Origin of the sequence: Nonomuraea candida (assembly GCF_000725485.1) — a bacterium.
In the GTDB taxonomy this organism is placed as follows: Bacteria; Actinomycetota; Actinomycetes; order Streptosporangiales; family Streptosporangiaceae; genus Nonomuraea; species Nonomuraea candida.
Map to the genome: position 1 here is coordinate 1 of NZ_JOAG01000021.1, position 18071 is coordinate 18071.

The 18071-nt window shown below is 73.0% G+C and carries 19 protein-coding genes and 1 pseudogene; 9 read left to right on the top strand and 11 right to left on the bottom strand.

What is annotated here, in order from left to right; translation table 11 throughout:
* Positions 1–8: 8 nt before the first annotated feature.
* The gene (locus tag IO39_RS59655; RefSeq protein WP_084773316.1) at positions 9–176 is read left to right on the top strand and encodes a GNAT family N-acetyltransferase; all 168 of its coding nucleotides are present in this window, start codon (positions 9–11) and stop codon (positions 174–176) included.
* A gap of 264 nt (positions 177–440) precedes the next feature.
* On the opposite strand, the gene IO39_RS21990 is transcribed toward IO39_RS59655, so the two are convergent.
* The 3 genes from IO39_RS21990 to IO39_RS58980 all read right to left on the bottom strand — a co-directional run bounded on the left by IO39_RS21990 (position 441) and on the right by IO39_RS58980 (position 1840).
* Entirely contained in the window at positions 441–944 is a 504-nt protein-coding gene (locus IO39_RS21990; RefSeq protein WP_043626356.1) for a hypothetical protein, read from the bottom strand.
* Positions 945–1124: 180 nt separating this feature from the next.
* Positions 1125–1436 carry a hypothetical protein gene (locus IO39_RS56805; protein ID WP_043626358.1) on the bottom strand — a complete coding sequence of 104 codons (312 nt, stop codon included), beginning with the start codon at positions 1434–1436 and terminating at the stop codon, positions 1125–1127.
* A gap of 38 nt (positions 1437–1474) precedes the next feature.
* Complete coding sequence (locus IO39_RS58980; RefSeq protein WP_084773270.1) at positions 1475–1840, bottom strand: MarR family winged helix-turn-helix transcriptional regulator; 366 nt, start codon at positions 1838–1840, stop codon at positions 1475–1477.
* Between the two features lie 134 nt (positions 1841–1974).
* Here IO39_RS58980 and IO39_RS22005 point away from each other — a divergent pair, with 134 nt between their 5' ends.
* Positions 1975–3210, top strand: a complete 1236-nt coding sequence (locus IO39_RS22005; RefSeq protein ID WP_043626361.1) for a sensor histidine kinase — start codon at positions 1975–1977, stop codon at positions 3208–3210.
* Positions 3211–3232: 22 nt separating this feature from the next.
* Positions 3233–3907 (top strand): response regulator, encoded by a 675-nt coding sequence (locus IO39_RS22010; RefSeq protein WP_043626365.1) that lies wholly within the window; start codon positions 3233–3235, stop codon positions 3905–3907.
* A gap of 476 nt (positions 3908–4383) precedes the next feature.
* On the opposite strand, the gene IO39_RS22015 is transcribed toward IO39_RS22010, so the two are convergent.
* On the bottom strand, positions 4384–5040 hold the full coding sequence (locus IO39_RS22015) for a GtrA family protein (protein ID WP_245642129.1): 657 nt from the start codon (positions 5038–5040) through the stop codon (positions 4384–4386).
* Positions 5041–5194: 154 nt separating this feature from the next.
* Here IO39_RS22015 and IO39_RS22020 point away from each other — a divergent pair, with 154 nt between their 5' ends.
* Entirely contained in the window at positions 5195–6223 is a 1029-nt protein-coding gene (locus tag IO39_RS22020; protein WP_342671436.1) for a DUF4037 domain-containing protein, read from the top strand.
* A gap of 62 nt (positions 6224–6285) precedes the next feature.
* Here the strand turns inward: IO39_RS22020 and IO39_RS22025 are convergent, their stop codons facing one another.
* From IO39_RS22025 to IO39_RS22035, 3 genes are all read right to left on the bottom strand, one after another.
* Entirely contained in the window at positions 6286–7083 is a 798-nt protein-coding gene (locus IO39_RS22025) for an SRPBCC domain-containing protein (RefSeq protein ID WP_043626371.1), read from the bottom strand.
* A complete protein-coding gene (locus tag IO39_RS22030) occupies positions 7080–7391 on the bottom strand; it encodes an ArsR/SmtB family transcription factor (RefSeq protein ID WP_043626374.1) in 312 nt (103 codons plus the stop codon). The genes IO39_RS22025 and IO39_RS22030 overlap by 4 nt, the downstream gene beginning before the upstream one ends.
* A gap of 77 nt (positions 7392–7468) precedes the next feature.
* Positions 7469–8230 (bottom strand): MerR family transcriptional regulator, encoded by a 762-nt coding sequence (locus tag IO39_RS22035; protein WP_043626376.1) that lies wholly within the window; start codon positions 8228–8230, stop codon positions 7469–7471.
* A 131-nt stretch (positions 8231–8361) separates the two neighbouring features.
* Between IO39_RS22035 and IO39_RS22040 the strand changes: the two genes are divergently transcribed.
* Positions 8362–9171, top strand: a complete 810-nt coding sequence (locus IO39_RS22040; protein ID WP_043626378.1) for a MerR family transcriptional regulator — start codon at positions 8362–8364, stop codon at positions 9169–9171.
* 1195 nt (positions 9172–10366) lie between these two features.
* Here the strand turns inward: IO39_RS22040 and IO39_RS22045 are convergent.
* Both IO39_RS22045 and IO39_RS22050 read right to left on the bottom strand, forming a co-directional pair.
* Positions 10367–10945: a TetR/AcrR family transcriptional regulator gene (locus IO39_RS22045; protein ID WP_043626380.1), complete on the bottom strand. Its 579-nt coding sequence runs from the start codon at positions 10943–10945 to the stop codon at positions 10367–10369.
* A gap of 214 nt (positions 10946–11159) precedes the next feature.
* Positions 11160–11690: pseudogene (locus tag IO39_RS22050) on the bottom strand (sugar O-acetyltransferase); the annotation flags it as partial.
* 127 nt (positions 11691–11817) lie between these two features.
* On the opposite strand from IO39_RS22050, the gene IO39_RS22055 reads away from it, so the two are divergent.
* A complete protein-coding gene (locus tag IO39_RS22055; RefSeq protein ID WP_043626383.1) occupies positions 11818–12072 on the top strand; it encodes a helix-turn-helix domain-containing protein in 255 nt (84 codons plus the stop codon).
* A gap of 324 nt (positions 12073–12396) precedes the next feature.
* Here the strand turns inward: IO39_RS22055 and IO39_RS22060 are convergent, their stop codons facing one another.
* Both IO39_RS22060 and IO39_RS22065 read right to left on the bottom strand, forming a co-directional pair.
* Positions 12397–13290 (bottom strand): LysR family transcriptional regulator, encoded by an 894-nt coding sequence (locus IO39_RS22060; protein WP_043626385.1) that lies wholly within the window; start codon positions 13288–13290, stop codon positions 12397–12399.
* Between the two features lie 348 nt (positions 13291–13638).
* On the bottom strand, positions 13639–14220 hold the full coding sequence (locus tag IO39_RS22065) for a TetR/AcrR family transcriptional regulator (protein WP_043626388.1): 582 nt from the start codon (positions 14218–14220) through the stop codon (positions 13639–13641).
* Between the two features lie 204 nt (positions 14221–14424).
* On the opposite strand from IO39_RS22065, the gene IO39_RS22070 reads away from it, so the two are divergent.
* The 3 genes from IO39_RS22070 to IO39_RS22080 all read left to right on the top strand — a co-directional run bounded on the left by IO39_RS22070 (position 14425) and on the right by IO39_RS22080 (position 18068).
* On the top strand, positions 14425–15039 hold the full coding sequence (locus IO39_RS22070; RefSeq protein WP_052423252.1) for a CatB-related O-acetyltransferase: 615 nt from the start codon (positions 14425–14427) through the stop codon (positions 15037–15039).
* A 40-nt stretch (positions 15040–15079) separates the two neighbouring features.
* Positions 15080–16351: an erythromycin esterase family protein gene (locus tag IO39_RS22075; RefSeq protein WP_043626394.1), complete on the top strand. Its 1272-nt coding sequence runs from the start codon at positions 15080–15082 to the stop codon at positions 16349–16351.
* Positions 16352–16538: 187 nt separating this feature from the next.
* Positions 16539–18068, top strand: a complete 1530-nt coding sequence (locus IO39_RS22080; protein WP_043626397.1) for an FAD-dependent monooxygenase — start codon at positions 16539–16541, stop codon at positions 18066–18068.
* Positions 18069–18071: the final 3 nt, after the last annotated feature.

Genomic DNA, 18071 nt, shown 5'->3' on the forward strand with positions numbered 1-18071 from the left:
GGCGGGGGCTGGCCGGGCGGGTGTGCCGGTGGTTGTCGGCGGAGCTGGTGGCGGCGTACGGGCGGGCGGCGCTGATGGTGGACGACGGCAATGCGGTGGCGGTCGGGGTGTATGAGCGGATCGGGTACCGGCGGCGCCGGGTGATGGCGGCTCACGTGGCCGGCCACGGCGGCTGAGGGCCGGCTTTCCTTGCGGCTGCCTTCCTGTCGCCGGCTGCCCGGGGCGAGCGGGACGCCGGTGCTGCCGGCCGGTGATGGCCGGGGTGCCGGCCGTGAGCTCGGCCTCGGCAGGGAGGTCTCGGGCGTGGCGGCGCGTGGGCCCTGCCCTGTCGGCGGCCTTCTCGTCTCAGATGCGCGTCGCGTACGCCAGCGTGGTCGCGGCCACGGCGAGGAGGAGTGCGTGCAGCTGGGCCCGGGTCTCGCCGGTTCCGGCGGTCAGCCCTACGGCAAGGCGTCGAGGGGGTGAGCCCCCAGGTTGGTCGTGTCAGTGCCGAGACCGGACACCGTCCACCGGCATGAATCGGCCACCACCTGGACCGGCTCGGCTGACATGACGATCTCCACGGTGCAGTCACGACCGTCCCGGCCCGAGATCGGGAATCTGTAGCTCAGCGAGTTCCCTCGGTTCAGAGTCGTCGGCGTGGGCTTCGTGAAGACAGCCCTCACCTGGGTTTTGTCACCAGTGACTGGATGACTCCACTCGAAGTGGTTGGGAAGGTCCTTGTTCGGAAGCTGGAACTCGCAGCCGGCGGGCCCCGTAAGTCGCAAGAGCGCCGTGGGGTTCTTGAACACCACTACTTCGCTACCGGTGGGCATGATGTCTACGATGATTTCTTCGCTCTCGGGCTGGTAGTAGGGAGAGGGAGTCCTTACGGCGAGTCTGCCCGGAACCAGGTAGACGTAGCCGCCAGGGCAGACCCTATTTACCACGGCGTCCTTGGCCATGCTGATCAATCTCCGTTGCGGTATGGGGCGCTGCAGATCTCCGGCGCGATGAATCCAGGCTTCCCGCCGGCCCCGCCCGTATACGTGTTCCCGACAGTGTTTCCGCAGGCCAGAGGGTTCCTTGCCGCCCAGTAGAAGGAGTGCGGGGAGCCCTCTTGACGATCGTCCGGCCAGGCGTTTTCACCGGCGCTTCTGTCGTCCTCCGGCCCGTCGCACGGAAACGACGCGGGACTCCCGATGGCCATACATCACGATCACCATACGCGGGCAATACAACCACGACGCCTTGGCGGGACCGGTGAGGAGGGTGTACGGGGGGTGGGTGGTCTCGGAGGTGTGGAAGCCCTGGAGGTCGGTAGGCACGGCGGGTGTGGCGGGTGTGGCGTCCCGGCCGACCAGGACGACGCCATACCCGGCCTGGGCTGGGTGGCGTGCGATCACCAGGCCCAGGCCGGAGGCTCCGCCCGTGATGACCGCGGTCTCGCTGCTCAATGGTGTTCCTTTCCGGGGTGCCCGTGACGCCGGCGGGCTCAGCTGCCGAGATCGCCGTCGATCGCCTGGCGGAGAAGCGCGTGCAGGTGCAGCCTGCTGTCGTGGTCGAGGCGGGCGAAGGGTGAGTGCTCGGTGGTGTGCCGCATGACGCGATCACGCAGCGCGCATCCCTCGGGGGTGAGCTGGATGACTTTCACGCGCCGGTCGGTGGGGTGGGGCACCCGCCGGACCAGGCCGCGTTTCTCCAGCCGGTCGATCATCGCCGTGGCGGTCGAGGCGTCGCACTGCAGGAGGTCGGCCAGCCGTCGCGCGGTCATCTCCTGCCCGCGGCTCAGCCTCCACAGCGCGTCGGTCTGGGTGTCGGTCAGCCCTGCTTGCTGGGCCAGTTCCTTTGGAAACTCCATGTATTTGGGATGGCCCGCCGCCCGTACCACCGCAGGGCCCCGGGAAGCACCCACCGACGGGGCGGGGTTTGTGCGTGCGGCGGGTCAATCGTCCGGTTGATGACACACGCGGCCGGGGCGGTTAGGGTCGCCGGATGGCAGTGCGGCTGTTTCGAAGGCTGAGACAGGTTCCGCCGCCGGCGGCCGACGCCCTGCTCGCGCTGGCCGTGCTGGCCGCGCTGCCGTTCGTGGCGGCGCACGCGCCCGCCGGCCATCGGCCGCACGACGCGCTGTCGGTGCTGCTGTGCCTGGCCGCCAACGCGCCGCTGGCGCTGCGCAGGCGGGCGCCCGCGGCGGTGCTGGTGGCCTGCTGCACGGCCGCCCTGTGCTATCAGGCGCTGGGATACCAGTACGTGCTCAACATCTACGGGCCGCTGCTCGCCTTCTACACGGTGGCCGCCCACCGGCCGCCGCGGGTGGCGGCCGCGGGGGCAGCGCTCACGCTGGGGGTGCTCGTGCACGCCTCGGCCTCGGCGCCGCCCGGCTTCGACTGGGCGAACCCGGTCGATCTGATCGGGCTGGGCATGATCTGGGCGGTCGGCGCCGGGTCACGGCTGCGGGGCGAGCGCAACCGGCAGCTCGCCGACGCCAACGCCCGGCTCGCCGAGGCCAACGCGCGCCTGAACGCCGCCAACACGCGCCTGGCCGAGCTCACCGGCCGGCTGCGGCGGGAGCAGGCCGACCGGGAGCGGCAGGCCGTGGCCGAGGAGCGGCTGCGGATCGCCTGGGAGGTGCACGACCTGGTCGCCCACCACATGTCCGCCATCGCGTTGCAGGCCGGGCTGGCCGAAGTGGTGTTCGACTCCGACCCCGCGCAGGCCCGCGGCGCGCTGTCGGCCGTGGCCGGCACCAGCCGCGAGGCACTCGGCGAGATGCGGCGCGTGCTCACCCTGCTGCGCCAGGACGCGCCCGGCCCGCCCGGGCAGGACTCGCCCGGGCTGGCCGGGCTGGCCGCGCTGGCCGACCGCGTCCGGGCCGCCGGCGTGCCTGTCCGGGTGGTCAGGAACGGAAGCCCGCGCCCGCTGCCGCCGGGGCTCGACCTGTGCGCGTACCGCATCGTGCAGGAGGCGCTGACGAACGTGCTCAAGCACGCCCGCCCGGCCACCGCCACCGTGGCGCTCACCTACGAGCCGCGGGCCCTGCTCGTCCGGGTGACCGACGACGGCGCGCCCGCGAAGACCCGCGGCGGCTCAGGCCACGGGTTGATCGGCATGCGGGAACGGGCCAAGCTGTACGGCGGAACGCTGACGGCCGGCCCGCGCCCCGGCGGGGGCTTCGCCGTCACGCTCACCCTGCCCCTCCCGGCGGCGGAGCCGTCCGCCGCCGGCTGACCGGTGAAGGACGGCGCCCCGCATGGTCAGCGTGCTCATCGTCGACGATCAGATGCTCGTCCGCACCGGGCTGGCCGCGCTGATCCGGGCCACCCCCGCCCTGGAGGTGGCCGGGGAGGCCGCCGACGGCGAGACGGCCGTCGCGATGGCCGCGGCCGTCCGTCCCGACGTGGTCCTGATGGACGTGCGCATGCCCGGGCTGGACGGCATCACCGCGACCGAGCGCATCCTGTCCGCCGGTGCCGGCCCGCCGCCCAAGGTGGCCATCCTCACGACGTACGACCTGGACGAATACGTCTACACCGCACTCCGCGCCGGCGCGTCGGGGTTCCTGCTGAAGGAGACGCCGCCGCAGCAGCTGCTGGCGGCGGTCCAGGTCATCGCCGCGGGAGACATGCTGTTCGCGCCCACCGTCACGCGCCGCCTCATCGAGGCCTACGCCACGCGGCCCGGCCGGGCCGCGTCCCCGGCCGCGCTGAGCACCCTCACCGGCCGCGAGCTGCAGGTCCTGCGCCTGGTCGCCAGGGCCCTGTCCAACGCCGACATCGCCGCCCAGCTGTCGCTGAGCGAGGCGACCATCAAGACGCACCTGCACCGCCTGATGTCCAAGCTGGGCCTGTGCAGCCGCGCGCAGGCCATCGTGTACGCCTACGAGTCCGGCCTGGTCGTGCCGGCGAGCCGCGACGACGGCGGGTAGGCGACGGCGGCGGGTAGGCGATCGAGGGTAATCGTTCGATGGACGCGCGGCGCCGGTTCCATCGAACGGTGGAGCGGGAAATCCATCGCCGGGCCGATTTACCGGCGCCCGGCCGCGCACGAGACTTTCCTTGTCAGATCTCACCTCTGGAGGGAAACATGCGCCGCAGAATCGCCTCGATCGTCCTGGCCGTGCTGGTGTCGGTGGGAATGGGCGCGGGCGTGCTCGCCGTGACCGCTCCCGCGGCGAGCGCCGCGGTGGCCTGCTGCTGAGCCGGTCTCGCGGCCGATATGCCAGGCGGCGCGGCTCCGGCGTGCCGAGCTGGGGGTGCTCACGGGGTCGCGTCGGGCACGAGCCGCGCCGCCTTTGTCCCCGGGAAGGGGGCGTTGCCCGGCCACCGCCTCCCCTGCGCGGGGCGGTGGCCACGGGACCGGCCCTCACCGCCTGTGCAGGTCACGGCCGGGGGCTGCGGCGTTCTACGGCCGCAGGATTCCGGCGTTCTCGCTCGCCCGGGGTGAGGTCCGGCCCGGCGGGCGCCGGCCGTGGCGTGACACGCGGCCGGCCGGACCGCCCGGCCCGGGGGCGCCGGAGCGGGCGGCGGCGGCGGCGGTTGCGGCCCGGCCGGGCCGGGGGCCGGCGGGCTCGGGCCTCTCGTCGGGGAAGACCCATGTGCGCAGTGCCCAGAAGCGGAAGACCATGGCGATCAGGGTGCCGGCGACCTGCGCGCTGACGAAGTCGGCGATCTCCTGGGCCGCCAGGCTCACCTGCGGGGTCTCCAGCAGGAACACGTACCGGGAGATCCACAGCGGCGCGGAGCTGATCACCAGGCCGGCCGCGCTGACCAGGAAGAACAGCGCCGCCTCGTGGCGGCGCTCGCGGCCGCCCCTGGCCCGGAACGACCATTCACGGTTGAGCACGTAGGACACGATCGTCGCCACGAGCACCGCGATGATCTTCGCGGTCACCGGTTTCGGCTCCAGCACGGTCAGTTTCAGCCCGTAGAACACGGTGTTGTCCACCAGGAACGCGGTCCCGCCCACCACCACGAACTTCAGCAGTTCACGATGCTTGCGCGCGAGTGCGTGCAGCGGCCGGGGGAGTCTTGCGCGTACTGCGTTCGCTATTCGGGGCACCCTCGATCTTCTCACCCGCCGGGGACCCCCGGTGACACGATCCGGCCGGCGCGGGGCCGGCGCGGGGGCAGGGCGGGGCGGCGTGGGGCGGGGTGAAAATCGGGTGTGGTCCGGCGGGCGGTGGTGCAGAGTTGTCGGCGTGATGTGCGATTTTGTGCCGGGTATCGAGTTGTCGCGCGCCTTTTACGGCGAGGTGGTGGCGCCGCTGGTGTCAGGGGTGCCGCACAGTGCCGCGCTGATCGGGCCGGGGTCGGAGGTGCTGGCGTTCGACACGGCGCGCTCCACCGATCACGACTGGGGGCCGCGGGTGCTGGTGTTCGTGCCGGCGGGCCAGGTGGCCGAGGTGGAGGCGAAGGTGGTGGCGGGGCTGCCGGAGCGGTTCGGCGGGTTCCCGACCGTGTTCAGCTACCACGAGCGGGTGCGTCCCGGGGTGACGGTGACGGAGCTGGGGCGGTGGCTGGTGGAGCGGCTGGGGTTCGACCCGCGCGGCGGGGTGTCGCTGCTGGACTGGCTGTCGGCGCCGTGGCAGCGGCTGGCGGAGGTGACGGGGGGCGAGGTGTTCCACGACGGGCTGCCGGAGCCGGGCCTGGAGGCGGTCAGGGCGGCGTTGCGCTGGTATCCGCAGGACGTGTGGCGTTACGTGCTGGCCTGCCAGTGGCGGCGGATCGCCCAGGAGGAGCCGTTCGTGGGGCGGTGCGGGGAGGTGGGTGACGAGCTGGGCTCGGCCGTGGTGGGGACGCGGCTGGTGCGGGAGGTGATGCGGCTGGCGCTGCTGCTGCGGCGGCGTTATCCGCCGTACGCCAAGTGGCTGGGCAGCGCGCTGGCGCGGCTGCCGGGGTCGGCGGAGCTGGGGGAGTCGCTGGGCGCGGCGGTGGCGGCGCGGTCGTGGCGGGAGCGGGAGGAGGGCCTGTCGGCCGCGTACGGGCGGGTGGCGGCGCTGCAGAACCGGATGGCGCTGGCGGCGCGGCTGGACGAGGGGGTGCGGGGCTTTCACGACCGGCCGTTCCGGGTGATCGGAGGGGAGCGGTTCCAGGAGGCGCTGATGGCGTCGGTGTCGGACCCGGTGGTGCGGGGGCTGCCGCTGACGGGGTGCGTGGACCAGCTGGCCGACTCCACGGAGCTGCTGGTGCGGCCGGAGCGGACGCGGCTGGTGACGGCGGCGGCCCTGGGACTCACCGCATAACATGATCTACATCGTAAAGGGCGAGAAATTGGACATAATCATTTCCTACCCCTGACAACCCCTCATTCGACGAGGGAGGCCGCCAGATCCTCGACGCGGACCCGCCAGGCGTCCGCGGTGGCGGGGTCGCCGGTGCAGGTGACGATGAGGCGCGGGCCCTGGCCGGTGCCCTCGGCGAACTCCCAGCGGACGCCGCCGTCCTCGGTGCCGTACTCCAGGAGCTTGGCGGGCTCGGCGCGGGTGACCGGGCCGGGCCGCAGGCCGGGCACGGTGAACGGGGCGGGCGGCGGCGCACCGGGGGTGGCGGCGGGCCCGCCGAGCAGGCGCCAGACGTCCTCGGCGGGGCGGGTGAGCTGGCGCTCGACGCGGACGGTCCCGCCGGCGGTGGTGGTGGAGGGCAGGCCGAGGATGGCGATGTAGTCCTCGTGCAGGCGGGCGGAGCGGGCGGGGTCGGGCCGGTCGGGCAGGCGGGTGGGGCGGCCGTCGAGGTGGGCGTGCAGGGCTTTGACGCAGGTGTGCCAGCCGGCGGCGAAGCTGGCGGCGCCGTGGCGGTCGGTGAAGGTGTGGGTGAAGGTGAGCAGGGTGCCGCCCTCGCCGTCGGGCTCCAGCTGCCAGCGCAGCTCGTCCTCGCCCCAGGTGTGGGCGAAGGTGCGGGGCGGGTCGTTCTCGGTGATGCGGCCGTCGGGGCCGAAGCCGTAGCCGATGCGGTCGCCGTCGATGGTGACCTCGGCGGGGAACCAGGCGGCGAGGTGCTCGGGGGTGGTGATGGCGTGCCAGACCTTGTGCGGGGGGTGGGGCAGGCGGCGGCGCATCCGCAGGCTGGTGCGGCCGTCGGGGTGCAGGGTGAGGGTCTCGTTCATGGGGTGGGGTCTTCCATGGTGTCGAGGTGGTGTTCGAGGCGGTCGAGGGTGGCGGCCCACAGGTGGCGGTAGGGGGTGAGCCAGGCGTCGATCTCGGCCAGGGGCTGGGGGCGCAGCTCGTACCAGCGGCGCTGGGCGTCCTTGCGGACGGTGACGAGACCGGCCTGGCGCAGGGCGCGCAGGTGCTTGGAGGTGCCGGGCTGGGTGAGGCCGAGGTGGCGGGTGAGCTCGGCGACCTGGTGGGGGCGTTGCAGGAGGAGGTCGAGGATGTGGCGCCGGGTGGGTTCGGCGAGGACGTCGAAGGTCACGCCCGTGAATATACCGGCTCGGTTATATGCCTGCAAGGGCATGTATGGGGGATGGGTGGATGGCGGCCGGCCGGGGGTCAGAGGGCCGCGCGGCGGGCGTTGGCGTGGATGGCGTCGCGCAGGTAGCGGGCCAGGCCGGGGGCGGCGGCGTCGAGGGTGGCGGTGAAGCGGGGGTCGTCGACGTACAGGTCGCCCAGGCGGGCGTGCAGGTCGTGGCCGCAGTCGTAGAACCAGCGGCCGATGTGGCCGCGGTGGCGCTCGGCGAGGTCCATGACGCGGGGGTCGCCGGCGGGCAGGCCGGCCTTGAGGGCGGCCACGAGGTCGCCGGTGAGGGCGGCGGCCTCGGCCTTGAGCTGGAGCCAGTCGGCCTTGGTGTAGGAGGCGACGCGGCGGCGGCTCTGCTCGTAGGCGGCGCTGCCGCCCCAGCGGCGCTCGGTCTCGGCGTCGTGGTCCTCGGGGCGGAAGTCGCCGAAGATCTCGAAACGTTCGGCGGGGGTGAGGGCGATGCCGGTGGCGCGGGCCTGGATGGCGCGCTCGACGGCGGCGATGACCTCGTGCAGGCGCTCGGCCTTGCGGGTGAGCAGCTCGTGCTGGCGGCGCAGGTGGGTGAGCTCGTCGGCGTGGGGGGCGTCGAGGATGACGGCGATCTCGTCGAGGGGGAAGCCGAGCTCGCGGTAGAGGAGGATCTGCTGCAGCCGGGTCAGGTCGTCGTCGGTGTAGCGGCGGTAGCCGGTGCCGGTGCGCTCGCCGGGGGTGAGCAGGCCGATCTCGTCGTAGTGGTGGAGGGTGCGCACGGTGACGCCGGCGAGCCTGGCGACCTGTCCCACGGAGAAGCTCATGGGGTTCAGCCTGCCGGGTGACGTGACGTGAGGGTCAACAGGGCCCCGCAAAAGAGGCACGGAAAAAGGGGGCACGGAAAAGAGGGGGCCGGTTGGACTCTCCCCCACGGGGAGGGGCCAGGGTGGGGGGCGTGGAAGAGGAGTTGCTGCCGATCGGGCAGTTCGCCCGGCTGGGGCGGTTGAGCGTCAAACAGCTGCGGCATTACGACGAGCTGGGGTTGTTGCGGCCGGCGTACGTGGACGCGGAGACGGGTTACCGCTACTACCGGGCCTCGCAGGCGCGTACGGCGTTGTCGATCGGGCTGCTGCGGTCGCTGGACGTGCCGCTGGCGGTGGTGGGCGAGGTGCTGGCGGGGTCGGCGGGCGTGCTGGAGGGCGTGCGCGCGGAGCTGGAGGCCGAGCTGGCGCGGCGGCGGCGGACCCTGGCGACGCTGGAGCGGGTGATGGCGCAGGGGTTGCCGGCGGCGCCGGTGCGGGTGGTGGCCGAGCCCGCGCGGCGGGCGCTGCTGGTACGGGAGCGGGCGGCCGGCGCGGAGGACGTGGGACGCGCCACGTCGGCGGCGATCGCGCGGCTGCTGCGCACGCAGGCGGCGCGGGTGACGCCGGTGCGGCTGATCGGGCTGTTCCCGGTGGACGTGGGCGAGGTGGTGGAGGTGTCGGCCGCGCTGCTGCTCGCCGGAGGGGCCGCCGGAGGGGCCGGCTGGGAGGACGGTGAGGGGGCGCAGGTACGGGTGCTGCCGGGCGGGTTGTTCGCCCGGGCGACGCATGTGGGCCCCTACGACCAGATCTCGCTGACCGCGCACGCCGTTCTGGCCTGGTGCGCGGAGCGGCGGCACGTGGTGCGGGGCCCGCTTCGCGAGGTGTACGTGTCGGACCCGGCTGTGACGCCGCCGGAGGAGCTGGTGACGCATCTGATGGTCTGCCTGGAGGAGGAGCCGTGAGCGCGGGCCCGGCCTCGTAGGGGTGTGCGGGACGCCGGTGCGCGAGGTCGGCGCCCGTGTCCGCCCGTGCCCGGGGACGGGCGGGCACGGGCGGGTGGCGTTTCCCATGGCGGGGTCAAAAGTTCCTGCGGCTTCTTGACCTGGGCGGCTTTGCGCTGGGCGCGGGCTTAGCCTGGAGGTGACGGCGGGTCCGGTGGCCGTGTCGGGGTGCCGGGCGGTGTCGTTTCGAGTCCATGACGACGGTGATGACCAGTGCCTTTCGCGGGGCCGCCCGGCCGGCGTCGCCCGTGGGGGCGATGGCGTGGGAGGGGTGGCCGGTGATCGTCCCCGGTGTCGTGCGCGGGGGGCCGCGGGCGGCCTGTGCGGGCCTGCCCGCCCGGTGCGCGGCCAGTGCCGCCCGGTGCGGCGCCGGCGGTGTCCGGCCGGGACGGGCGGGACGACCGGGCCGGGTGGGACGGGCGGGCCGTGTGGGACGCCGTAGGGCCGCGCCTGCCCGGCTGTCCGCCCAGGGGCCCGGGCGGGGGGCGGCTCCGGCCGGCGGGCCGGGGCGGGACGAGGTGCGGCGGCCGCCGGGGCGGCGCACCTTAACCGCGGGGGAAGGCGGGCGCAGGCGCGGCCGGGTGGCGGTTGTGAAGCGCTTCGGCCGGCGCACCCCGGCGTGCGCCGCAGGAGTCCTGGCCGCCACCCGGCCGCGGTGCGCGCGGGGGGCCGTGCGGCCGGAGCCGGGGTTATCGCGGCCGGCTGAGCCTGGCGATCGCGTTCAGGGCGGCGTTCGAGGCGGCGTTCACGGCGGTGTTCAAGGCGGCGTTCAGGGTGGTGTTCGCCACCAGGCGGACCCCCGCCATCGAGATCCTGCGCGAGCCGCCGGCCGGCCACCCCACCGGGACCGGGCGCCGGTCCTGTGCCCCGCTCGCGGGCCCGCGCGCGGGCCCTTCGTGAGGTGCGGGCTCATCCCCCGGGCGGGGGTGCGGGCCGGCAGGCCGCGCCGCTGCGTTCCGGCCCCGGACCACGGGTTATTACCCGGCCGCCCGCGACAGCGGGATTGTCACCCCGGACGGGGTCGGCCCGCGCCGGCGGCTTGTCACTCCGAGCGGGGTGTCACCGGAGATGGCGGTCCGGAAGGCGGCGACGGGGTGGCGGCGACGGGCTTTCAGGCCGGGGGAGTCACGGGGAGGTTCTCCGGCGCGGGACGGGGTCAGCGCAGGAAGCGGTGGATGGCGTGGCGGATCTGCTGCGGCGTCATCGGGTCGGTCGACAGGGCGCTGTGCAGCACGAGCCCCTCGATGAGAGCGTCCAGCTCGCGGGCGGTGGCGGGGTCGAAGTGGCGTTCCAGCGCCCGGCGGCTGCGCGCCATCCAGGACTGGGTGACGGCGCGCAGGGCGGGGTCGCGGGCGGCGGCGGCGTACAGCTCCACGGACAGGACGAGGTCGTGCCGGGAGCCGAGCAGGTCGTCGGCCACCAGGGTGATGACCGCCTCGACGGCCGCGTCCCGGTCGGGGGCGGCGGCGAGGCGTTCGTCGAAGAGGCGGGCCACCGTCTCGGCGTGGCGGGTGAACGCCTCGGCGAGCACCTCTTGCAGGGAGGTGAAGTGGTAGGTCATGGAGCCCAGGGGCACGTCGGCGGCGCGGGCGATCTCGCGGTGGGTGGTGGCGGCGGCGCCGCGCTCGGCGATCACGGTGAGCGCGGCGTCGATCAGCCGGTCGCGCCGCCCGGGGTCGTGCCGCCGTGGCCGGCGTCGCGGGGCGGGCGGTCGCGGCGTGTCCGTCCCGCTCATGCCGCGCCGCCGCTCGTCGTGCCGGCCCCCGGGACGGTCCTGACGGTCCTGACGGTCACGGGGAAGGCCGGGTGGTGGGCGCGGAGGGCTGGGCGGGAGCAGCGGGCCCCGCGGCGGCCTCGCCGCCGGGCCCCATACGCGACTCGGCACGCGACTCGGTGGTCTCGGAGGTCGGCTCGGCGGGCGGCAGGGTGTGGGGCTCGGTGCCGGGTTCGATGGTGCGGATGACGCGGGCGGGGTTGCCCACCGCGACGACGTTCGCCGGCAGGTCGCGGGTGACGACCGCGCCGGCCCCGACGACGGTGTTGTCGCCGATCGTGACGCCGGGCAGGACGATCGCCCCGCTGCCCAGCCAGACGTTGTCGCCGATGGCGATCGGCCGGGCGGCCTCCCACTTGGCGCGCCGCAGCTGCGGGTCGATCGGGTGGGTGGGCGTCATGAGCTGCACGTTGGCGCCGATCTGCACGTCGTCGCCGATGGTGATCGGGGCGACGTCCAGGGCGACGAGGCCGTAGTTGGCGAACGATCGGGCGCCGATGCGGATGTGGGCGCCGTAGTCGACGCGCAGGGGCGGCCGGATCTCGGTGCCCTCGCCGACGTGGCCCAGCAGCTCGGTGAGCAGCCGGCGCCGCTCCCGCCTGTCCCGGGCCGGTGCGCTGTTGTACGCCTCCATCAGCTCCGCGGCGCGCAGCAGCTGCTCGGCCAGCTCCGGATCGTCGGCGAGGTAGAGGTCGCCGGCGATCATCCGTTCGCGCATGGTGCGCTGGTCCCCGTCATGCATCATACGGACAACCGTACACATCATGTGTACGCACGTACAAAAAGGGGGTCGTCCCGGCGGGCCGGGGGGGAGGCCGGTATAGAGTGGGGCCATGGTGCGACCTCCGCTGACCCCCGAGGAGCGGCTCCGCGGCGAGCAGCTCGGCCAGGTGCTGCGCCAGGCCCGCGGCGAGCGCAGCATCGTCGAGGTCGCGGCGGCGGCGGGCATGTCCGCCGAGACCCTCCGCAAGATCGAGACCGGCCGCATCGCCACGCCGGCGTTCTTCACGATCGCCGCCCTGGCCGATGTGCTCGGCATCTCCCTCGACCGGCTCGCCACCCGTTCCACCCCGGCCGCCGCCCCCTGACATTCCCGGCCGGGGCGCAGGAGGTCATCGGGCAGGCGTGGGCCTCCACGCGGAGGTCGTCGTCGTCGCGCCCCCGGAGATCGTTTCATGGGTGTTTCATCCGTCCACCTGTTTGCACCGACCTATGAACAGCGTTCACCCTGGACGCGTCCCGCTGGGAGTGCTGTTTCATAGGTGGTCGCTTGTGAAACACGTGCTGTTCGAGACCGCCTACGTGTTCGGTATCCGCGCCTCTGAAAGTCTGCGGCCTGCACGACGAAGCGGGCACCAGCTGAGGGATCTTGGTGATCACGATCCATCTCAGCGCCGGGGGCTGTCCACCGGTCACTCGTGTCCGGCGACGCCGGGTCCGACCTGGCGGGCGGTGTGAGCGAAGGAGCGGATCAGGTCGGTTTCGGTGGCGGTGCGCCACAGCAGCGCCCACCGTGCTGGAGGTGCGTCGCGAATCGGTACGTAGACGATGTCGGGCCGGGAGTGGTAACGGCCGGCGTGGGAGTGTACGAGCGCGACGGCTTCGCCGTTGGACAGGATCGGCAGCAGTTCGCTCTCGGCCGTGACGGCCGGCCCCACGCGGATCGGCCGCCCGCCGGGGGTGTGGCTGGGGACGAGGGCCTGCCGCCAGTAGTCGGGTTTGGCGCCACCGATGACGATCTCGTCGGCCAGGTCCTCGTACGACACCGTTTCCCGCTGGGCCAGGCGGTGGCCGGCGCCGACGGCGAGGACGACGGGCTCGACGCGGACGAGCGGCCCGACGGTGAGGTCGGCCTCCCTGATCGGCAGCCAGGCGATCTGGACGTCGACCTCCCCGGCCCGCAAGGGCCCGAACGGGTCGCCGAACCCGACGTAGCGGATCTGTGCCTCGCACGCGGGATTGCGGGCGTGGAACCCGTCGAGCAGCGGCCGGAAGTCCTGGACGTTGCTGGAGAGCATGCCCAGGCGCAGTACCTCGGTCTTTCCGCCGGCCGCGCGGATGGCGCGCTCCAGGCTCTCGTGCAGGCCGCGGTATATCGGCGCGAGGTCCTCGAAGAGCTGCCTGCCGATCGGCGTCAGCGTCACGGCCCGGTTGTTGCGTTCGAACAAGGCGGCGCCGATCCGGCGCTCCTGCTTCTTGATCGCCTGGCTGACACGGGCGGGTGTCACGTGCAACCGTTCGGCGGTCCGGCCGAAGTGCAGTTCCTCGGCCAGGGTCAGGAAGATCTCGATGTCCCGCAGCTCCACACTTGCTCTTTCGTTGTTAAGCGAGAGGTTAAGGCACCTTATCGGAGCTGGCGTTGTCACCGGTGCCGGCTTGCGGCCAGGCTGGAGGGCGCCCGAAGAGATCACGATGGCTGGTGGTGCTCGCCGGGCTGTCGGATGTTCCGTTTCTGGGGAGGCGCTCTGCACATCATCAGCTCGGCCGTGTCGCTGAACGTCGACGACCTGGCGGCCTCCATCGATGTCTTCACCACGCATCTGGGCTTTCACGAGTCGGTGGCGGCCACAGGTTTCGTCATGCTCGCCCGTCCGGACGGCGCCGGCATCGTGGTGGTGGCGGCGCGGCGGCCGGCCCGGATGAGCGCTCGCGTGTCAGGGCTGTGGCCGAGGGCCCATACCAGCGAAGACCGCCTGGAGCACACGATCGATGTAAGCGGGCGTCAGCGGCTCGTGGGTGATCAGCAGCCTGAAGTACAACGGTCCCGACAGGAGCTCGAAGGCCAGGTCCAGGTCGAAGTCGGGGGCGAGCTGCCCTTGCTCTTGCGCAGCCTTGATCCGGGCCAGGGTGTCGGCGGCCTGGGGCTGGATGAAGCGTTCGTTGAGGGCCGCGGCGACTTCGGGGTTGTGCTGCGCCTCGCCGATCAGGTCCTGATACAGCGGTCCCCATGGCGGCCGGCCCAGCAGGTCGCAGGCCCGGGTCATCACCTGGCGCAGGTCGGCCACGATGTCACCGGTGTCGGGATGTTCCAGGCCTTGGGTGCGTGAGCTGAGGACGGCGTCGAGGAACAGCAGGGCCTTGGAGGGCCACCGGCGGTAGATGGTGTCCTTGCCGACGCCGGCCCGGGCGGCGACCGCCTCCATGCTGAGCTTGGCGTAGCCGACCTCAAGGGCCAGGTCGAGGGCGGTCTGCATGATCGTTTCTGTCCGGTCGTGGGAGCGGCGGCGGGCGTTCATGGTGCCACCATATCGGGACGGGACGTCTGGTTTGACAATGGAGAAGACATTCTTGCACGCTTGGCGCAGCCATACGGGACGCCCCGTCCCGTTTTCTGGTTCAAGGCATGCGCAGGTGGCCTTACTCCACCTGCGGGCCGGCTTTCAGAGAGGAAAGAGTTCGTGACCTCCGCTGTTCCCGCCGATCCGACCGTGGTGCACCCGATGCCCGGCCAGCCCCGGGTGGTGCTGCTCAAGCCGCTGGTCACCTCGCCGCTGATCGAGGTGGGAGAGTTCTCCTACTATGACGATCCGGATGATCCGACCGCGTTCGAGACCCGCAACGTGCTGTACCACTACGGGCCGGAGAAGCTGGTCATCGGGAGGTTCTGCGCGCTGGGCACCGGGGTGCGGTTCATCATGAACGGCGCCAACCACCGCATGGACGGGCCCTCGACGTTCCCGTTCCCGATCATGGGCGGGTCCTGGGCCGGGCACTTCGACCTCATCAGCGGCCTGCCCGGCCGGGGTGACACCGTGGTCGGCCACGACGTGTGGTTCGGCTACGGGGCCACGGTGATGCCGGGCGTGCGGATCGGGCACGGCGCGATCATCGCCTCCGGCGCCGTGGTGGTCGACGACGTGCCCGACTACGGCATCGTCGGCGGCAACCCCGCCCGGCTCATCCGCCGCCGCCACAGCGACGCCGACATCGCCCGGCTCCTGGCGGTGGCGTGGTGGGACTGGCCGCTGGAGCACATCACCACGCACGTCCGGACGATCATGTCCGGCAGCGTCGACGACCTGGAGCGTGCGGCTTCCGCGCTGCCGCACCTCTGATCCATTCCGTACCAGAGCACGACAGAATCGGTTCATCAGCATGCCTGCTTCGTCCCACCTCGACCCGTTCACCGGCTGGCTGCGCGAGCACGCCGTCCCGCTCGGCCACCTCGACCCCGAGGCGCCGCTGGACGACCTGGAGCCGCTGCGCGAGCTCATCGGCGACGCGCGCGTCGTCGCGATCGGCGAGAACTCCCACTTCATCACCGAGTTCGCGCACCTGCGGCAGCGCATCCTGCGCTTCCTGGCCGAACGCTGCGGCTTCACCGTCCTGGCCTTCGAGTACGGCTTCAGCGAGGGCTTCCCCCTGGACGCCTGGGCCCAGGGCCAGGGCACCGACGACGACCTGAAGACCCTGCTCGACGCGACCATCCCGGTAGGCGTTGAGGAGCCGCTGCGCTGGATGCGCCGGCACAACGCCACCGCCGGGGTGCCGACGCGGTTCGCCGGCATCGACATCCCGGCCGCCGGCGGATCCCTGCTGCCCGCCCTGGCCCCCGTCGCCGGCTACCTGCGCGACGTCGACCCCGAAACCCTGCCGGCCATCGAGCAGGCGATGCGGATCGCCGGATCCTTCGCCGGCGCCTCCGCCGCCTCGGCCGCACCGGCCTGGACCCGCCTGCCCGCAGCCGAGCAGGACGCCCTCAGCGCGATCCTGATGCGCCTGCTCCTCCGCTTCCGCGCCGTCGAGGTGCTGTACGTCTCCCGAAGCGACCGGCACAGCTACGATGTCGCGCTGCGCCGCCTGGAGGCCGCCTGCCACGCCGACTACGGCTTCCGCGCCATGGCCGGCCTGTACGCCGGCAACGGCTGGACCGCCGACACCTCCGGCCGCGACGTCTACATGGCCGGATCCGTCCAGTGGCACCTGCAACGCTCCGGCCCCGGCACCCGCATCGTGCTGCCGGCCCACAACGCCCACATCCAGAAGACGCCCGTCTCCTTCAACGGCCGGCTCACCGGGTTGCCGATGGGCCAGCACCTGCACCACGCCCTCGGCGGCGACTACGTCGCGCTCGCCCTGACCAGCATCGGCGGGCACACCGCCGACATGCGCCCCGACGAGAACGCCCGCTACGGCTTCGCCATCGACGACACCCCGCTGCAACCGCCCGAGCCGGGCAGCGTCGAGGCCGCCTTCGCCGAGGCCGGACTCGGGCTCAGCATCGCCGACCTCCGGCAGGCGCCCCGTGAGACTCCCGGCCCCGACCGCTACCGGATCCAGAGCGCCTACCTGCACACGCCCGTCCTGGACGCCTTCGACGCCGTCCTGACCGCCCCGGCCTCGACCGTGGCCGACCTGGGAAACTGACACATCCCCCGATGACCCGTCACCATCCCACCCCGCCATGCCGCCCCTGATTCAGGCCGGCACCACCCTGCCGGCTGAGCCGCCCGGGGGATCACCGGCCGGGCCCGGGATCGGCGGACCGGGGAGTAGCGCCATGCGCACGCTGACGACGCTGACGGCAACGACGAATGACGAGGAAAACCGACAAGTGACGAACGCCGATGTGATCATTGTGGGGGCCGGCCCGACCGGCCTGATGCTCGCCGCCGAGTTGCGGCTGGCCGGGGTGCGGCCGCTGGTGCTGGAGCGGCAGCCGCGCCGCCGGGACACCCCGAAGGCCGGCGGCCTGGGCGGGCAGATCCTGGAGCTGCTGCGCTACCGGGGCCTGCTGGAGCGTTTCGAGGCCGCCTGCCCGGGACCGCCGCCGGCGCCCCGGTTCCCGTTCGGCGGCGTGCACCTGGACTTCACCCGGCTCCCCGATCCGCCGATGCACGCCCTGCCGCTGCCGCAACAGGAGCTGGAGCGGCTGCTGGAGGAACGTGCCGCGGAGCTGGACGTCGAAATCCACCGAGGACGCGAGGTGACCGGCATCCGCCAGGACGACGCGGCGGTGACGGTGGACGTGCGCGGCCCGGACGGGCCATCTCAGGTGCGCGCCCGCTATCTGGTGGGCTGCGACGGCGCCCGCAGCCGCGTCCGTGACTGGGCCGGCATCGGCTTTCCGGGCACCGTCTACCCGGAGGTCAACCGGCTGGCCCAGGTCACCCTGCCCGCCGCGGTGACCGTGCTGGGCAACGGCGATCTCGACGTCCCCGGCTACGGCACGATCCGCGCCGGATTCACCCGCACCGACCACGGCCTGTTCGGCCTCGGCGGCGCACCCGGCGCCACCAGCGTCTCCCTCTACACCATCGAGGACGAGACCACCGAGTACGACGACGACGTCCCCATGACCGTCACCGAACTCCAGGACAGCGTGCACCGCGTGCTCGGCGCGCACCTGCCGATCGCCGCCGCGACCCGGCTGTCCCGCTTCACCTTCAAGGCCCGCCAGGCCGACCACTACCGCAAAGGCCGCATCCTGCTGGCCGGGGACGCGGCCCACCTGTTCCCCGCCACCGGCGTGGCACTCAACGCGGGCATGCTGGACGCGGTCAACCTGGCCTGGAAGCTGGCCGCCGACCTGCACGGCTGGGCCCCGCCCCGACTGCTGGACACCTACCACGACGAACGCCACCTGGCCGCCGCCCGCACCATGCTGCACACCCGCGCCCAGGTCGCCCTGCGCCGCGGCCACGACGCGGCCGCCGAAGCCCTGCGCGAGATGTTCACCGAACTGCTCACCGACGAACAACCGCTGCGCCGCATGGGAGCCCTGGTCGCCGGCAGCGACCTGCGCTACCCCATGCCCGGCACGAACGACCACTCACTGACCGGCGCCTTCGCCCCCGACCTCACCCTGCACACCAGCGAGGGCATGACCGGCGTCGCCCGGCTCATGCACCCCGCCAGACCCGTCCTGCTCGACCTCGCCGACCGCCCCGACCTGCGCGAGGCCGCCCACGACTGGAAGGACCGCGTCGACGTCCACACCGCCAGGACCGGCACCCGGCCGGCCGACGCCCTGCTGATCCGCCCGGACGCTCACATCGCCTGGGCGGCCCCCGTCGACGAACCCGCCGCAACAGCTACGCCTGCGCTGCGAGAAGCACTCTCCACCTGGTTCGGCCCGAGCTGACCT

Excerpts from the sequence above, each read along its gene's own strand:
- IO39_RS22045 (WP_043626380.1), bottom strand. The coding sequence starts at position 10,945 with ATGAGCGGGACGGACACGCCGCGACCGCCCGCCCCGCGACGCCGGCCA.
- IO39_RS22025 (WP_043626371.1), bottom strand. The coding sequence starts at position 7,083 with ATGAACGAGACCCTCACCCTGCACCCCGACGGCCGCACCAGCCTGCGG.
- IO39_RS22055 (WP_043626383.1), top strand. The coding sequence starts at position 11,818 with ATGGTGCGACCTCCGCTGACCCCCGAGGAGCGGCTCCGCGGCGAGCAG.
- IO39_RS22035 (WP_043626376.1), bottom strand. The coding sequence starts at position 8,230 with ATGAGCTTCTCCGTGGGACAGGTCGCCAGGCTCGCCGGCGTCACCGTG.
- IO39_RS22010 (WP_043626365.1), top strand. The coding sequence starts at position 3,233 with ATGGTCAGCGTGCTCATCGTCGACGATCAGATGCTCGTCCGCACCGGG.
- IO39_RS22005 (WP_043626361.1), top strand. The coding sequence starts at position 1,975 with ATGGCAGTGCGGCTGTTTCGAAGGCTGAGACAGGTTCCGCCGCCGGCG.
- IO39_RS21990 (WP_043626356.1), bottom strand. The coding sequence starts at position 944 with ATGGCCAAGGACGCCGTGGTAAATAGGGTCTGCCCTGGCGGCTACGTC.
- IO39_RS22070 (WP_052423252.1), top strand. The coding sequence starts at position 14,425 with ATGCCCGGCCAGCCCCGGGTGGTGCTGCTCAAGCCGCTGGTCACCTCG.
- IO39_RS22075 (WP_043626394.1), top strand. The coding sequence starts at position 15,080 with ATGCCTGCTTCGTCCCACCTCGACCCGTTCACCGGCTGGCTGCGCGAG.
- IO39_RS22065 (WP_043626388.1), bottom strand. The coding sequence starts at position 14,220 with ATGAACGCCCGCCGCCGCTCCCACGACCGGACAGAAACGATCATGCAG.
- IO39_RS58980 (WP_084773270.1), bottom strand. The coding sequence starts at position 1,840 with ATGGAGTTTCCAAAGGAACTGGCCCAGCAAGCAGGGCTGACCGACACC.